The organism is Pseudoalteromonas obscura (genome assembly GCF_030135505.1).
GTDB lineage: Bacteria > Pseudomonadota > Gammaproteobacteria > Enterobacterales > Alteromonadaceae > Pseudoalteromonas > Pseudoalteromonas obscura.
Window position 1 is genome coordinate 150,006 of record NZ_JASJUT010000010.1, and the last position, 16,498, is coordinate 166,503.

A 16,498-nucleotide genomic window follows, 5' to 3' on the forward strand; every position below is an offset into this window, starting at 1 on the left:
GAATTAGAATTTGCCGCCCCTATTTATCAAGTCATCTAACAGAACAACGAATTTTTTGAGGTCGGAGAAGATTCACATGGGTAAAATTATTGGAATCGATTTAGGTACTACTAACTCTTGTGTAGCAGTTTTAGATGGTGAGAATACGCGCGTTATTGAAAACGCTGAAGGCGATCGCACTACCCCGTCGATTATTGCATTTACAGAAGAAGGCGAAACGCTAGTAGGTCAACCGGCAAAGCGTCAGGCAGTTACTAACCCTACAAATACGCTATATGCAATTAAGCGACTAATTGGCCGTCGCTTTGAAGATGAAGAAGTACAACGTGATATCAGCATCATGCCATTCAACATTGTAAAAGCTGACAATGGTGACGCATGGGTTGAAGTACGCGGTGAAAAACGTGCTGCACCACAGATTTCTGCAGAAGTTCTTAAGAAAATGAAAAAGACAGCAGAAGACTTCCTAGGTGAAGAAGTTACTGAAGCGGTAATTACAGTTCCTGCATACTTTAACGATTCACAGCGTCAAGCAACTAAAGATGCGGGTCGTATCGCGGGTCTAGACGTTAAACGTATCATCAACGAGCCAACAGCAGCTGCACTTGCTTACGGTATGGACAAAAAACAAGGTGACAACGTTGTTGCGGTATATGACCTTGGTGGTGGTACATTTGATATTTCAATCATTGAAATTGACGAAGTAGACGGCGAGCACACATTTGAAGTACTAGCGACAAACGGTGACACGCACTTAGGTGGTGAAGACTTTGATAACCGTGTTATCAACTACCTAGTTGAAGAGTTCAAAAAAGAGCAAGGCATCGACCTAAAAGCAGATCCGCTAGCGATGCAACGTGTTAAAGAAGCGGCTGAAAAGGCGAAAATCGAACTTTCTTCTGCACAGCAAACAGAAGTTAACCTTCCATACGTAACTGCTGATGCAACTGGTCCTAAGCACATGAACGTTAAACTAACGCGTGCTAAGCTTGAGTCTTTGGTTGAAGACTTAGTAAATCAGTCAATTGAGCCGCTAAAGCGTGCACTTGCTGATGCAGACCTTTCTGTAAGCGACGTAAATGATATCATCCTAGTTGGTGGTCAAACACGTATGCCACTAGTTCAGTCTAAAGTTGCTGAATTCTTTGGTAAAGAAGCGCGTAAGGACGTTAACCCTGATGAAGCGGTAGCACTAGGTGCAGCTGTTCAAGGTGGTGTACTTTCTGGTGACGTTAAAGACGTACTTCTTCTAGACGTTATTCCATTATCTCTAGGTATTGAGACAATGGGCCAAGTAATGACGGCGCTTATCGAGAAAAACACAACTATCCCGACTAAGAAGTCACAGGTGTTCTCAACAGCTGAAGACAACCAGTCTGCGGTAACTATTCATGTACTGCAAGGTGAGCGTAAGCGTTCAACTGATAACAAATCACTTGGTCAGTTCAACCTTGAAGGTATTCGCCCAGCTCAACGTGGTGCACCACAAATCGAAGTTACTTTCGATGTTGATGCGGACGGTATCTTACACGTATCTGCTAAAGACAAGGATACGGGTAAAGAACAGAAAATCACTATCCAAGCTTCTTCTGGTCTAAGTGACGATGAAGTAGAAAAAATGGTACGTGATGCAGAAGCAAATGCGGAAGAAGACAAAAAGTTCGAAGAGCTAGTTGGCGCACGTAACCAAGCTGATGCACTTGTTCACGCTACTCGTAAGCAAGTTGAAGAAGCGGGTGACACACTTCCAGCTGAAGACAAGACTGCAATTGAAGGTGCTTTAACTGAACTTGAAGCAGCTATCAAAGGCGACAGCAAAGAAGACATCGATGCGAAGACTCAGGCGCTTGCAGAGAAATCTCAAAAGCTAATGGAAATCGCACAAGCAAATGCACAGGCACAGCAACCAGGTCCTGATGCAGGTGCACAACAAAGTTCAGCGAAAGCAGACGATGATGTTGTTGATGCTGAGTTTGAAGAAGTTAAAGACAACAAGTAATTGTTGACTGTTAAGGGCGCGCGGCGACTTCGCTTGACGCGCCCTTCGTGTTTTTAAATTTTGGCTCACAACCGAACGTAGGTTTCGGAGAGTTGTCTTGTAAGAGTAGTGTGATAACTATGTCCAAACGTGATTATTACGAAGTATTAGGTGTAACAAAAGACGCCGGTGAACGTGATATAAAAAAGGCCTATAAGCGCCTAGCAATGAAGTATCACCCAGATCGTACAGCGGGTGATGAAGCTTTAGAAGCTAAGTTCAAAGAAGTAAAAGAAGCGTACGAGGTCCTAACGGATAGTCAGAAACGCCAGATGTATGATCAATACGGCCATGCAGCGTTTGAACAAAACGGTGGTGGAGGCCATGGCGGATTCGGAGGCGGAGCCGACTTTGGCGATATTTTCGGGGACGTATTCGGTGATATTTTTGGTGGCGGTGGTGGCCGTCGTCAATCGAGACAGCAACGTGGAGCGGATTTACGCTACAGCTTAGACTTAACGCTTGAAGAGGCTGTTAAGGGTAAAGACGTAGAAATTAAAGTGCCTACTTGGGTAAGTTGTAAACCATGTGATGGCAGTGGTGCTAAAGCTGGTTCTAAACCTAAGACATGTTCGACATGTCACGGTGCGGGGCAAGTTCAAATGCGTCAAGGTTTCTTCGCTGTGCAGCAGACGTGTCCAACTTGTCAGGGTACAGGTCAGGTTATTTCTGACCCATGTGACAGCTGTCATGGTCAAGGTCGTGTAGAGAAGACCAAAACGCTGTCGGTTAAAATTCCGGCGGGTGTTGACACTGGCGATCGTATTCGATTATCTGGTGAAGGTGAAGCCGGTATGCATGGCGCGCCAGCAGGCGACTTGTATGTTCAGGTAACCGTGAGAGAACACCCAATCTTTGTTCGTGATGGTAACAATCTATACTGTGAAGTACCTATTAGTTTCACTACCGCGGCGCTAGGCGGCGAGATTGAAGTTCCGACTTTAGATGGCAGAGCAAATCTTAAAATCCCTTCAGAGAGCCAAACTGGAAAGATGTTCCGTATGCGCGGCAAAGGCGTGAAGTCAGTACGCAGTGGCTCTGTTGGCGATTTAATCTGTAAGGTTGTAATTGAAACGCCTGTTAATCTTAATGAGCGTCAAAAAGAGCTATTGAAAGAGCTTGAAGAAAGCATGAGCGGAGACAGTAAAAACCGTCCTAAAGCGCAAGGTTTCTTTGATGGCGTAAAGAAGTTTTTTGATGATTTGACCAAATAGTTTGGTTAACCTGTCAGAATAAATCAAAACGGCGCCAATGGCGCCGTTTTACTCTCAGTCTAATATTACGAGATAATCCATATCATCGTTGCACCGACAAACTAAATCCGGTCGGCTTTCTCCTGAAATCAGTGTTCCTGAATGACACCCTAATAGCTCGCACTTTTCATTACACGCTAGCTTGTCTGACCAAGCATTGTATTCACTGTGTAAAACAAAAATGACGGTCAAAATACTCAAAGTTACACCGATACCTTGCGCTAAGCTTGTATACATGCGACGCACCTACTAATAAATGGCACAACTCAACATCGCTGTTACAGCAAGTTTTCGCTTCTAACTACCAACGCAGATTGAATCTGCTGGTATATACTACTTTAGTCGACAATTCAGTATTGTCGAGCATAATTTAGTACAATTTATAGTAAAAATATCTTGGATAATAAATTGCGAATAACGTGTCGTTGTTTTAGTACTTAAGCTCTATTGAAAGCACGTTATTTTTTTTGTAAAGCCATAATTAGTAAGGATTTAATATGACACCTGCAATTAACTTATTGACCAAAAGTAAAGTCCAGTTTGAAGTCTTAAAGTTTAAGCATGATCCAAAATCGCCAAACTATGCACAAGAAGCTGCAAGCAAATTAAATCTTGAAGAGTGTAAAGTATTTAAAACCTTGGTGATTGAGGTAGATGGTGACTTATTTATTGGTATAACCCCAGCGACACAGCAGGTAGATCTGAAGTCTTTTGCGAAATCTGTGTCTGGTAAAAAAGCGCAAATGGCTGACAAAAACAGGGCGCAAAGTGCAACTGGGTATTTGCTTGGTGGGATCAGCCCATTTGCTCATAAGCGTAAAATCCCGGTTATATTGCATGAAAGTGCGAAGCAGCATCAGCAAATTTATGTCAGTGGTGGTAAAAGAGGACTAGAAATCTCGATTTGTCCCCAAACACTTATGACTATAACGCAGGCAAGTTTTGGCTCTTTTTAGTCTCGACATTTCTACATCTCAAATTTTATCTTCCTAGAGACAAAAAAAATTATTTCAGCGCACACGTGTAAGCTATTAATTATCAGTCGCTTTTAAGCAAAAAACTCTTTGGGCAGTAAAAATATCGTTAATTTTTTCATTTGAGCAATTGATCTAAATTGATTTTTATGACGTAATGTAGGTATATCTATCTGGTCGGATGAGTTAATTATGAGTTTAAGAACACAACTAAGAAAAATTTTGCCAAGCATTTCAGTTACAGAGCAAGAAGCTTTAGATGCGGGGGATGTATGGTTAGAAGGCTCTATCTATCAAGGAAAACCAGATTTTTCCGCTTTACGTGCTGTGACCGAAGCGAAATTGTCGGCTGACGAACAGGCGTTTTTAGACGGTCCTGTTAAAGAACTAATGGCGATGATTGATGAAAATCATATCCAAAATTCTAAGCACTTACCTGAACATATCTTAGAGTTTTTGAAGAAAGAGCGCTTTTTCTCTCTTATTATTCCAAAGCAGTATGGCGGCCTGGAGTTTAGCCCGTACGCCAACTCAACCATTGTTGGTACGATCGCAACCAAATCTTCTGCGGTCGCTGTGACAGTGATGGTACCAAATTCACTCGGTCCGGGTGAGTTGTTGCTGCACTATGGAACGGCTGAGCAGCAGGCGCATTATTTACCACGACTTGCCAATGGCCGTGACATTCCATGTTTTGCTTTGACTAGTCCAGAAGCAGGTTCTGATGCGGGTGGCATTCCTGATCAGGGTATTGTTACAAAGGGTATGTTTGAAGGCAAAGAGGTACTTGGTCTAGAAGTAACTTGGGACAAGCGATATATCACACTCGCGCCGATAGCTACGGTACTTGGTCTAGCCTTTAAAGTGTTTGATCCAAATGGCTTACTTGGAGGCAAGGAATCCTTGGGCATCACCTGTGCTTTAATCCCTAAATCTCACCCGGGTGTAGAGCTTGGCAATCGACACGATCCTATGGGTATTCGATTCTACAACGGTACAACGCGTGGTAACAAAGTATTTATTCCGATGGATTTCATCATTGGTGGACAAGAGAATATCGGCCGTGGTTGGCAAATGCTAGTAAGTTGTTTAGGAGCTGGTCGCGGTATTTCGTTGCCTGCACTAGGTGTCTCGACGAGCCAAGTGGCATTGAAGTCGGCATCTGAGTATGCTGCGGTACGTGAGCAATTCGGATTGGCAATTGGTCAGTTTGAAGGGATCCAAGAGAAGTTAGCAGATATTGCTGGTAAGGCTTTTTTACAAGAATCAATGCGAGTTTTAACAACTGAAGGCTTAGGCATGGGTCTAAAACCGTCTGTCGTAACAGCTATTGCCAAGTATCATATGACGGAGTTGGGTCGTGATGTGCTTGATTCTGCTATGGATATCCTTGCAGGTAAGGCAATTCAAACGGGACCACAAAATACTTTGGCAAGCGGTTATGTTGCACAGCCTATCGCGATTACAGTCGAAGGCGCGAACATTTTGACTCGTAACTTGATGATATTTGGCCAAGGTGTGATGCGGTGCCACCCTTATTTGCAAACAATGGTTGAGTCTATCCACAGTGAAGAGGCAAATGCAGACAAAGAATTCAATAAAATTTTAAGAAAAACGGTTGGCTACAGTATCGGCAATGGGTTTCGTGCATTCAAACTTGGCGCGTTTCCATTTATGGCGTCAGGTTCATCTTCTTTACCGGAAGTTGTTCAATATGAAAAAGCAGCACAGCAGTTGGCGTCCAAACTTGCTGTTTATGCAGATTTCTCGTTGCTCGTTCTAGGTGGTAAGTTAAAGCAAGCCGAATTACTATCAGCAAGACTTGGCGATGTGATGAGCTTTGTTTACGCTGCAATGGCTTCAATTCGATACTATGAGCAAAAAGTGTCACAGCAAGATAGGGCGCAAGCTGCACCTTATTTTCACTATGCGACACGGTATGCATTGATGGAAGCGGAAAAGGCACTTCATAAGTTCTTGGATAACTTCCCGAGCAAAGCTGCAAGACGTTTTATGCGTATTGCGACCATGAACTTTTCGCACCGTATGCCAAAAATTAGCGACGATATGATCAGAGAGCTAGCAAAAGCCGCACAATTAGACACTGATTTTAAACAGCAACTAACGCATTTGGTTAAGCCAACTGAAGGTGACGGACACGATATCAATGAACAGGCTTATAAAGCAAAGATGGGGTGTTTGGAGTCGCTAGCTAAAGTGAAGAAGTCACTTAAAAAACGTGAAATAAAGGCGGGTGTTAGTTTCGGTGATACATTAAACAATGCCTTTGTTGCGAATATTATCAATGAGCAAGAATATGTGAAGTTGGTAGATTATAATCGCAAGCGTGAAAAAGCGATTCGAGTGGATGAGTTTGATTTTGACTTAAATTTAATCCAAGACTCAAAGGAAGTAGACTCTGTTAAATCTGTCGTTAATCAATAAACGATAAGAACATACGCCCAAATTATTTATATAATTGGGCGTATCATATAAACTGCATAAAAAAGCGAACGGTTTTTTTATGCAGCATTCTCTTTACTCACACTACCTTAACTCTCTCCAAACACATGAACAAAGTGCTCAGGCCTTATGGAATGGCTGTGGATTCTTGGATAAATTCCAAATTGGTTCTTGTAAATATGCGGTTAAGCTGAGCAAGGTACCTGATGATCTCAAACATGTAAATATTCGACAGACTCCCTTTTCGTTGCAAAGAAAAGTACGGAGTTATGTTAAAGAGCAGTATTTTTACACGCATTATGTCGAAAGCTTGCCTATGACGTGTCACACACCGAAGGTAATTGAGCTACATGAATTTGATGGGACTTTTGTCACGATATTGGAAGATTTTGAGCAACGAGGTTTTCATAATAAGGCTGATGCAGATAGTGGTGATATTGAGCGTACTCTAAAATGGCTAGCGGGGTTTCATGCAAATTGGCTACGTGTTGGAGGAGGTGAGTCTTCATTTGGTTTATTGGGTTATGGTAATTACTGGCATTTAAAAACTCGACCTGACGAATTTGAAAAGATGCCAGCTTCGTCATTAAAGAGTGCGGCCCATGCAATCAATGAAAAGCTCGATGCGGTGACATTTAAAACGCTGATCCATGGCGACGCTAAACTGGCAAACTTTGCGTTCAATGATACGTCAGTGATCGGTTACGATTTTCAACATACAGGTATTGGATTAGGCCTCTCTGATGTGATGTTGTTATTTACAACTGTGTTAGATTCAGAGCAACTCAGCTCTTGTGCATCAAATCTTTTAGATATCTACTTTACAGAGTTAAGAGAGCAGATTAAAAATCAAAACGTGACAATTGAGGTTGATCTTTTGGAAAATGAGTGGCGAGAAAGTTGGTGTTTTATATGGGCCGATTTTCATCGTTTTTTGGCAGGTTGGAAGCCTGAACACCCTAAGATCAATCAATATATGAAAACCCAAACGCAACTCGCGCTTTGCAAATTATAAGTTAGTCACAAGTATGGAGTTTGCCCTATTAAGTGCCTTATGCTGGGTTGGATTTGACTATGTCAGAAAACGATTGTCCGCATTCTTTTCTGCTCCAGCAATGTCGGTTGTATTTAGCGCGACCGTGTTACCTGCATACCTTGTTTATTGGTTGTCTTTCAGCCGAACACTGCCACAGTTTGACTACTTCTATCCGGCAACAATCAGCGGTGTATTGGCTGGCGTGGGAAGTGTGTGTTTTATCCGGGCTTTGGCGCTAGGTAAGGTGGCTGTTATGCTACCTATGTTATGTTTGACGCCTGTGATCGCAGGCTCTGCGGCTTGGGTTTGGATGGGAGAAGCGTTAAGTCTAACAGAAACGGTTGCGGTCGCAGTATTGGTACTAGCGTCATTCATCTTGCAAGGAGGAAGGTTGTCGGTTCAAGAACCTGGCGCCGGATATATCTTGGTAACGTCGTTTTGTTGGGGCCTATGTATCGTTTTTGATAAGCAAGCTTTGCAACATAGCCCGGTGGATTTTCATATTCTCTATGTCACGTTTATCGTGTTAGTACTCAATTCTATTTTGTTTAGACCGTCATTGTCACTTGATAAACTTAGCAAGCACAAAGCAATGTGGGTATTAGCCGCTTTGTGTTTCTCATTAGCTGTTACATTGCAGTTCATTGCTTTGCAATCCATTCAACCTGGCATTTTAGAAGCGCTTAAAAGAGCAATTGGCATAATCGGGGCTGGTTTAATCGGAGTTTATGTATTCAAAGAAAAGCTAACCCCAACTCAGTGGACCTGTGTTGGGGTTATATTGTGTACGAGTGTTTTATTCTCGCAATAGGTTATGAATTAATTACATTTACCTACTTTGTTCCAAACATTGCTGAAGATGTCTGGTTGAGCACCACGTGACCACCAAGTTGACTTGTACTCATAACCTTTATACGACACTCGGTCACCGACACGGTAGAACGTTGATGCACTCCAAGCACTTAAGCCAGAACATCCTGGAGGTGTTACTGCATCTTCAACTGTTACTTGCTTAACAACTGTATCAAAGTCACCAGCAGAGTTAGTAACTTTAAGTGTTACGTCATACGAACCTGCTTGAGCATAAGTGTGGCTTAGTGAGCTCTGTGAGCTTGAATTGCCGTCACCAAATGTCCAGTTGTACGTGCCTGCGGTTGAGCCATTTGTGAATGTTGCAGTTAGGCCCGAAGTTGAGAATGTAAAGTTTGCAACAGGTGCAGGATCAACGCCACCACCACAGCTTTGTGCTAGATAATCATACGCAGCTTTTGCTTGAACGATACCGTGACCGTATGATGTATCACGACCTGCAGCGCCTTTGTCTTTAGCTGTTGCATTTAAAGCTGCACGAATTTGAGCGTTAGAACACTGTGGGAAGTTACTCCAAACGAGTGCTGCAACACCTGATACGTGTGGCGTAGCCATTGATGTACCACTAATGCTTCTGTAGCCACCATTGTTCCATGTTGAGTTTACGCCAACACCTGGGCCTGCGATTTCAACTTGGCTGTTATATTGCGAGAAAGACGCTTTGTTTTCTGAGCTGTCAACAGCTGCAACAGAAACCACGTTGTCATAGGACGCTGGGTAGCTCAGAGCACTGTTACCACCATTGCCTGCTGCTGCAATGTGTAGCATGCCGCGCTGGTAGCTTTGGTCAAACGCATTTCTTTCAGCCGTTGAGCTGCCGCTTCCGCCAAGGCTCATGCTTGTAACGTTGGCACCAGCTGCTTCACACTGATTAATTGCTTCAATGAGGTCTGAACCATAAGCCCAACGACCTGAATCATTGAAAACTTTAACAATATGTAGTTTTAGGTTGCCAGATGCATTCACACCTACAACACCAGTACCATTGCCGCCTAGTGCTGCAATAGTACCTGCAACGTGAGTACCGTGACCGTGTCCATCATTGTGCCAAAGGCCTGTATCATTTGAACCATAGCCGTCATCACCCGTCACACCAACACTGACAAGGTCTTCATGGTCACGGTGGTAACCTGTGTCCATGATACATACTTTACGGTTAGCTGCTGCAGCATCGCTGACTAATTGAGCTTGAACCATTGTAATACCGTAAGGTGTTGACTCAGCAAAAGGTGCAATGCTCGCGTCAATCGCTTCAGGAACGAAACGCTTAGGGTCAACTTCTACAGTGGCCACATTACCATCAGCCTCTAGTTGTTTAAGCTGTTCAGGAGTCAATTCCATAACAACAGCGTTGATGTTAGGTAGTGTTTTAATCGCTTGTGCATTGATGTCATTTGCGAAAAGTTCAAGAGACTGAGATTTAAAGTCAGCCATCTCAGCTTGTGATAACGCAACTGGTAGTGCGTTTGCCATCGATTCTTGTTTTAATGTGACAATCATACGTTCAGATGCTGCTGCATGTGCAGTTGTAGCACCAAGCGCAGACGCAACGCCAAGGGCAAGTAATGTGTGTTTCGTGCTTGTTAGAATGTTATGTTTCATTTTGTTTGTCCTAGTTACATGTTGTTAACCAATTTAACTAAAACAGGTATTTGGGAGGCTGTCAACAGTGCAAAAAATACGCTAAAAACAGAAGGGGTTAATAAATTTATAATAAAATCTTAATTTAGATTATGAATTTCATTTATTGCTTTGTGGTATTTAAATAATTCATTTTTTGGTTAAAAATCGGTCAAAAATTTAATTCTTTGTTTAAGGTCATAATAGTGTAACTTTTCTTTCCGTCAACGAATTGTGAAAAGTCTATTTGATTTAAGTTATCTTCATGTATAGCTTTGTAAACTGGTTCGAAAGTACTGCTATAGGGGCGAAATATAGCTACTTTTTGGGTACCGATGTACTTCACTAACCCACGCTGGTATTTTTTAAGCTCAATAAGCAGATAGCCTCCTAGGAAGACGTGACCACCAATGGATACATCTAATTTATTCTCGTGCCCACTGTCCCAATTGACTCCGCCAATTTTTATTTTATCCCTGACGCCAAGCTCAATTGCTGCTTGGTTAACACCAAACGCAATTGCATCATTCGCGCACCAAATAAGTTCCACATTCCTATGTCGCCGTAACAGCCCTCTGGCTAGTTGATGGGCTCTTTGCTTAGACCAATGGGCATCAACTTTATCTACAACCTTTACATTTGAAATACGATTTGTGTAACTCAGTAGTCCTTGCTCTCTCTCTAAGGCTGCGTTTGTTGCGATATCGCCGAGAAACGCCAGCATAGAAAACGACTCATCGGCTGATAAATCTGTTTGCACCTTTTTTACTAGCTCTCGTGCAAGTTCTTTTCCAGCTTGATAATTGTCAGGTAAGATGGCTGCTTTTATGCCAAAACCTTTTGCGCTCAGTCTGTTTATTTCGAGTTGATTAGGACTGTTCAATAAAAATAAAATATTTGGGTGGACTTTGGGTGAGTTGAGCAAGGCTTCTGTAATAACACGTTTTTCATCAACCAAAATAAGGTAATCAGCATCAGACTCTAGCGCTTGCTTAGTGAGCTCTTTCATCAAAATATGATTTCGCTCGGCGTATAAAATAGTGAGTTCAATATTGGTATCTTGTGCAACGGCATTCATTACTTTGGAGACGTTAAGCCAAAAGTTACCTGTCGGGTTTAAACCACTTGAGCCTGGGTTTACAAATGTCACTTTTAAGGGTAGTGAGTCTTGAGCCGCGACAGCACTGATTGGATTTAGGTAGCTTACGCAAAATAAAGTAATGAATACAAATACTTCTCGACAGCTTACAGTCAATTTTCCCATTACGTATATTTGGTCTTGTTTGCAAAGTTTATTTATATATACTAGCGCAAACTTTAAGGGGGCGTCATGAAGTTTGTTTTGGTTATAGCTGTGTTTTTGGGCTTTTCAGTATATGCAGAGTCGAGCGATCTCAACCAGATCATGAAAAAAATGGGTCACGAGTATAAACTGGCGATAAAGTCTGAGAATAGAGAACAAATGATTAGTCATTTGGAACGCTTTATTCTGTTGATCGAGCAGGCAAAAAACGCGGGGTTTCAAGCAGATAAAAAAGCCCAATCAATTGAAGGCCTGAATAAATCTATAGCTGTCGCTAAGAGCGCGATTGTGATGGCTAACAAAGGTCAATCAGAGCGAGCACGCAAAGCACTTAAAGAAATTAATTCACTTCGCGAGGAATACCATCAGTTACATGAGCCTCCGAGTGTTTGGGAACTGCTATTTGGTAAATAGAGTATATTGTCTGGTTATAAAACTCACAGAAACAGAAGTAATTCTCCCAGCTAGAGTGAGCCATTAAACTTGTGGTTCAGTCATCGCAGTATGTCAATGCTGCTATATCTTCATCTTCAAACTTTTGTTTTTTTTCACCTCTCTTAAAAAACTTTTTATGTTTAATGTGCGTTTGTTACTACACTCTAGTCGGATACCTATCTAAAAGAGAACGATGTTAAGTGTTGAGATAACAAAGCGTACTCTGCGCGTGCTAGGGTGAAGCGCTTGGTGCGTTGTCATTCAAATTGTCTGTAGTCATATTTAAGAAGTCTCGACTCCAAGGTTGATAGGCACTCTAAACATTAAAAAGTGAAAAGGGATAAACCAATGAGACTTCTCCACCCTGTGAGTATTGCTGTCGCCATTGCGCTTGGTGGTGCATCATACGTTGCGCTGCAAGATCAAGCTTTGACACCTTATGAGCGTAAAGCTGAGTTTTTAGAAAAGAAAGCACAGAAAAAGTCGCAATCGCCAAAGCGCTACGACAAACCGAAAGAGGCACAAGAATTTTACGTTCAACAAAGGCTGCCAGTAGGTGCCACCTCGCTGCCTGTTGAAAAGTATTCTGACGCATTAAAGCACATTAAACAGATGCCGCAGTTTTCAATAGCAAATAATGCATTGCTGTCAGAAATTCAGCCCAACTTAAATGCACCTGACGGGCAAAATCAAGAGCTTGGTCAGTGGCAGGAATTAGGTCCGGGAAATATTGGCGGTCGAACTCGGACTCTCATCATTCACCCTACAAATCACGATATTATGTATACAGCAGGTGTCGCTGGTGGGGTATGGAAAACAACCGATGCGGGTGCGTCGTGGCAGCCACTTAGCGATCTGGCGACAAACCTTGCAGTAACGACTTTAACGTTTGATCCAAGTAATGCAGATATTCTCTACGCTGGTACTGGTGAAGGCCTGTTTAATTTCGACGCATTGCGCGGTGACGGTTTATTTAAATCAGAAGATGCGGGGATGACTTGGACACAGATTTCGAGCACTGCAAGCAATGCTAATTTTCAATATGTAAATAAGATTAAGTTCAGTCAAAATGAGTCGAATACGATTTACGCCGCAACGAGAACGGGTGTGCATAAGTCGACAGATGGTGGTACTTCTTGGGAAACCAAATTTGTGCCTCAAGGTACCTCAGTAGGCTGTACTGATTTAACTGTGTTATCCCAGTCAGGTACGGATGTACTTTTGACGGCTTGTGGTTCTTTTAATGCTGGCGGAGTTCATCGCAGCTCTGATGCCGCAGAGACTTGGTCTCAAGTCATTGCTGGCACCGAACAAGGCCGAACTACTATTGCTGTTGCGCCATCAGATAACAATATTATTTATGCGCTGGCTGCCAATCGCAATGATCATGGGATGGACTCTGTTTACAAGTCCACAGATATGGGGGTGAATTGGACCCAAACAGTGACCAAAGATACTGCCGATTCGTTTACTCGCTTGTTGCTCAGCAATACGTATTTTGGATTGTTAGATCAATGTACCGGTGGTACGCCGCAGTTTTTCAATCAGGGTTGGTATGACAATATTATCGCGGTTGATCCTCTTAACCCAGACGTAGTGTGGACAGGTGGTATAGATGTCTTTCGCTCTGACGATGGTGCCCAAACATTCGTACCGACCAGTATTTGGTGGCTAAACCCCACAAGCCCACAGTATGCACATGCGGATCAACATGAAATTGTTTTTCATCCAGATTATAACGGTACAACGAATACCACCATGTTTGTTGCCAATGATGGCGGAATCCAAAAAACAGACAGTGCGTTGTCTGGTCGACTAACGGTAAGCGAAGTGTGCGGTAATTCAACGGCAGATCCAACACAAAGAGTAAGCTGGTCAACGCTTAACAATGGATATGCAGTTACTCAGTTTTATCATGGTACGGTCAAGCCCAATGGCACAAGTTACTTCGGCGGAACTCAAGATAACGGTACTTTGGTCGGAGTGGACAATGGTTTTAATGGCTGGGTAGAAATTCTTGGTGGTGATGGTGGATGGACGGCCATCGATCCGACCAATCCTGATATTATGTTTGGCGAATTTACGCGCCTATCATTAAGAAAGTCTACAGATGGCGGACAAAGCTTTACCAGTGCTGTCAATGGTATTACTGGTGATAATGGTTTTCCATTTATAACCCGTTTTGAAATGGCGCCATCAAACCCACAAGTCTTATGGATAGGCGGTAGTCAATTATGGAGAACAGATGACCAAGCAGCGAATTGGTCAGCTGCATCTGCGGCATTAGATGGCTCTGTATATTCAATTGGGATCGCACCAAATACAGAAACCGCGGTTGCAGCGGGAACAAATAATGGCGCTATCTACGTATCATATCAAGCAGATCAAGCTACAACAGCTTCGAATTGGACAACCGCAACCGTTCAGTCAGGGGTAACGATAAGCTCTGTTGCATTTGACCCTACAGACAATCAAATTATTTATGCAACCGTCTCCAATTTTGATGCGACACACGTATGGAAAACAACGGATGGTGGGCAAAACTGGCAAGCCAGTGACACCGGTCTTCCAAATATTCCTGCGATGACAATTGCAGTAGATCCGAACAATACCCAGAGGTTATTTGTCGGAACAGATCTCGGGGTGTTTGTATCAACTGACGGTGGCCAAAATTGGATGGCTGATGGTCTAGGGTTGGCGAATACAAATATCGCTAAGCTTGCGATTAAAGGGAACGAGCTGTTTGCCTTTACTCATGGGCGCAGTGCTTACAAAGTGGCAATTTCAACGCAATCAGACCGAGAATTTACTACTGACGAAGACATGAAAGTGGCAGTTGGTTCTGCCTTTGCAGACAATTTGTCTAATGCGTTTGATTCAGTTGAAATAATTCAGGTTCCAAACAATGGTATGTTGCTTAATGGTGAGAACACATTGGAGCAGGGGACTGAAGTATTAGCGCAAGACTTTGCAAATGTGATGTACATGCCAAACGAAAACTACGTTGGCGAAGATAACTTTGTATTCCAGGGCATGACTGATAGTCAAACAGCACCAAACAATGACCCACTGCCGGATGGGCAATTTGCTGTAACAATTACTATCAATGCAGTTAATGATGCGCCCGTGATTGCACCTATTGAAGACGTAGGGTTATTCATAGGTGAGCTGACTGTTTTAGACTTTAACGATAAGGTAGAAGATATTGAAGGAAGTGAACTTACCCTAAGTTTAGAGCCTTCGGTGCCGGGCATGTCGTTTATTGATGGCGTGCTATCAGGAAGGCCTTATACGTCATTTGATGACGAGATGACTTTGACAGTAAGTGATGGCGAACTTGAAAGTCAACAAATGTTTAATATGACTATTTCAGTTCCACCTGATAGAGATCCAGTGATTGATCAGGGCCAATCATTTGAAGTAATGGAAAATAATGAAGCTGGCGCGTCTATCGGGATGTTAATGTTTACTGATCCGGATCCGGATGTATCACCTGTGGAAAGCTTTATGATCTTAGATGAAGTGCCATTTATGATTAATCCTACAGGTGAAATTATTGTCACTACTGAGCTGGATTTTGAAATGCAAAGTGAATACAGCTTCTTTGTACGCGCAATGGACTCAATGGGCAATACATCTGATTATACTGAAGTAAATGTCGAGGTATTGGATGAGCTGGGTGATGACGATGTCGCACCTGTCATTAAAGACGAGCAGAGCTTTGAAGTTAGCGAAAACTCGGAAGTCGGTACGATTGTTGGCATGCTCGAGTTTGAAGACCCAGATCCGGATGAGTCTCCGGTAGAATCATTCACAATTTTGGGAGATGTTCCATTTGAGATTGATGCTGATGGCAGTATTAAGGTCACTGGCTTAGTCGATTACGAAGTTCATCAAGCGTTTGTTTTTGTCGTCAAAGCCGTTGATTCAGATGGGAATGAATCTAACTTTGTCGAAGTGAAAATTGATGTTGTGGATGACCCCAATGACGAAGATGTCCCTGACCGAACACCTAATATCCCCAGTGGTCAGATTTTTGAAGTGAGAGAGAATGCAGCGCTTGGAACCATAATTGGCCGCCTAGAATTTATGGACCCGGATGCTGATACTTCACCAGTTGACGCCTTTATGGTGATAGGTAGTGCGCCGTTCAGCATAGCTGGTAATGGCGATATTATTGTTCAAGGTGAGCTGGATTACGAGTTCCAAAATGTGATTCGATTTGGTGTACGGGCTCAGGATACATTCGGCAATGTCTCTGAATATACAGAGGTGAGAGTTAACCTCATTGATGTCAGGGGAGATGACGACGATGACCAAGATGGTGATTCAGGTTCATTTGGCTGGCTGACTTTACTGAGTGCACCGCTTGCACTCCTTAGAAGGCGTAAGCGCTAAAGTAAAATACAATTATAAAAAGCGGCGAGAGTCGCTTTTTTTATGCAACTGTGGCTCAATCAATTAAGTAATCGGGATTAGAGGGGGGTAAGAGGTGAAATAGTGATG

Annotated in this window: 11 protein-coding genes; 8 read left to right on the forward strand and 3 right to left on the reverse strand. The window is 42.8% G+C overall.

The window, feature by feature from the left end:
- The first annotated feature begins 76 nt into the window (after positions 1-76).
- Positions 77-1,999, forward strand: coding sequence for a molecular chaperone DnaK (gene dnaK / locus QNM18_RS20065; protein ID WP_284138252.1), 1,923 nt, complete (start codon positions 77-79; stop codon positions 1,997-1,999).
- Between the two features lie 119 nt (positions 2,000-2,118).
- The gene (dnaJ, locus tag QNM18_RS20070; protein WP_211008633.1) at positions 2,119-3,252 is read left to right on the forward strand and encodes a molecular chaperone DnaJ; all 1,134 of its coding nucleotides are present in this window, start codon (positions 2,119-2,121) and stop codon (positions 3,250-3,252) included.
- Between the two features lie 54 nt (positions 3,253-3,306).
- On the opposite strand, the gene QNM18_RS20075 is transcribed toward dnaJ, so the two are convergent.
- Positions 3,307-3,528: a hypothetical protein gene (locus QNM18_RS20075; RefSeq protein WP_211008634.1), complete on the reverse strand. Its 222-nt coding sequence runs from the start codon at positions 3,526-3,528 to the stop codon at positions 3,307-3,309.
- Between the two features lie 260 nt (positions 3,529-3,788).
- Between QNM18_RS20075 and ybaK the strand changes: the two genes are divergently transcribed.
- The 4 genes from ybaK (at position 3,789) to QNM18_RS20095 (ending at position 8,575) form a co-directional block, all read left to right on the forward strand.
- The gene (gene ybaK / locus QNM18_RS20080; protein ID WP_211008635.1) at positions 3,789-4,247 is read left to right on the forward strand and encodes a Cys-tRNA(Pro) deacylase; all 459 of its coding nucleotides are present in this window, start codon (positions 3,789-3,791) and stop codon (positions 4,245-4,247) included.
- 210 nt (positions 4,248-4,457) lie between these two features.
- Positions 4,458-6,710 (forward strand): acyl-CoA dehydrogenase, encoded by a 2,253-nt coding sequence (locus QNM18_RS20085; protein ID WP_284138253.1) that lies wholly within the window; start codon positions 4,458-4,460, stop codon positions 6,708-6,710.
- Between the two features lie 79 nt (positions 6,711-6,789).
- Complete coding sequence (locus QNM18_RS20090) at positions 6,790-7,743, forward strand: phosphotransferase (RefSeq protein WP_284138254.1); 954 nt, start codon at positions 6,790-6,792, stop codon at positions 7,741-7,743.
- Positions 7,744-7,756: 13 nt separating this feature from the next.
- Positions 7,757-8,575 (forward strand): EamA family transporter, encoded by an 819-nt coding sequence (locus QNM18_RS20095; RefSeq protein ID WP_284138255.1) that lies wholly within the window; start codon positions 7,757-7,759, stop codon positions 8,573-8,575.
- Positions 8,576-8,583: 8 nt separating this feature from the next.
- Here QNM18_RS20095 and QNM18_RS20100 read toward each other — a convergent pair whose 3' ends face one another.
- Together QNM18_RS20100 and QNM18_RS20105 are read right to left on the reverse strand one after the other, a co-directional pair.
- Positions 8,584-10,236: a S8 family serine peptidase gene (locus tag QNM18_RS20100; RefSeq protein WP_284138256.1), complete on the reverse strand. Its 1,653-nt coding sequence runs from the start codon at positions 10,234-10,236 to the stop codon at positions 8,584-8,586.
- 190 nt (positions 10,237-10,426) lie between these two features.
- Positions 10,427-11,518, reverse strand: a complete 1,092-nt coding sequence (locus tag QNM18_RS20105; protein ID WP_211008640.1) for an ABC transporter substrate-binding protein — start codon at positions 11,516-11,518, stop codon at positions 10,427-10,429.
- A gap of 66 nt (positions 11,519-11,584) precedes the next feature.
- On the opposite strand from QNM18_RS20105, the gene QNM18_RS20110 reads away from it, so the two are divergent.
- Together QNM18_RS20110 and QNM18_RS20115 are read left to right on the forward strand one after the other, a co-directional pair.
- Complete coding sequence (locus QNM18_RS20110; RefSeq protein ID WP_284138257.1) at positions 11,585-11,971, forward strand: cytochrome b562; 387 nt, start codon at positions 11,585-11,587, stop codon at positions 11,969-11,971.
- Between the two features lie 369 nt (positions 11,972-12,340).
- The gene (locus tag QNM18_RS20115; protein ID WP_284138258.1) at positions 12,341-16,390 is read left to right on the forward strand and encodes a rhombosortase-dependent cadherin domain-containing protein; all 4,050 of its coding nucleotides are present in this window, start codon (positions 12,341-12,343) and stop codon (positions 16,388-16,390) included.
- Positions 16,391-16,498 lie beyond the last annotated feature (108 nt).

Excerpts from the sequence above, each read along its gene's own strand:
- ybaK (WP_211008635.1), top strand. The coding sequence starts at position 3,789 with ATGACACCTGCAATTAACTTATTGACCAAAAGTAAAGTCCAGTTTGAA.
- dnaJ (WP_211008633.1), top strand. The coding sequence starts at position 2,119 with ATGTCCAAACGTGATTATTACGAAGTATTAGGTGTAACAAAAGACGCC.
- QNM18_RS20090 (WP_284138254.1), top strand. The coding sequence starts at position 6,790 with ATGCAGCATTCTCTTTACTCACACTACCTTAACTCTCTCCAAACACAT.
- QNM18_RS20085 (WP_284138253.1), top strand. The coding sequence starts at position 4,458 with ATGAGTTTAAGAACACAACTAAGAAAAATTTTGCCAAGCATTTCAGTT.
- dnaK (WP_284138252.1), top strand. The coding sequence starts at position 77 with ATGGGTAAAATTATTGGAATCGATTTAGGTACTACTAACTCTTGTGTA.
- QNM18_RS20100 (WP_284138256.1), bottom strand. The coding sequence starts at position 10,236 with ATGAAACATAACATTCTAACAAGCACGAAACACACATTACTTGCCCTT.
- QNM18_RS20115 (WP_284138258.1), top strand. The coding sequence starts at position 12,341 with ATGAGACTTCTCCACCCTGTGAGTATTGCTGTCGCCATTGCGCTTGGT.
- QNM18_RS20105 (WP_211008640.1), bottom strand. The coding sequence starts at position 11,518 with ATGGGAAAATTGACTGTAAGCTGTCGAGAAGTATTTGTATTCATTACT.
- QNM18_RS20095 (WP_284138255.1), top strand. The coding sequence starts at position 7,757 with ATGGAGTTTGCCCTATTAAGTGCCTTATGCTGGGTTGGATTTGACTAT.
- QNM18_RS20110 (WP_284138257.1), top strand. The coding sequence starts at position 11,585 with ATGAAGTTTGTTTTGGTTATAGCTGTGTTTTTGGGCTTTTCAGTATAT.
- QNM18_RS20075 (WP_211008634.1), bottom strand. The coding sequence starts at position 3,528 with ATGTATACAAGCTTAGCGCAAGGTATCGGTGTAACTTTGAGTATTTTG.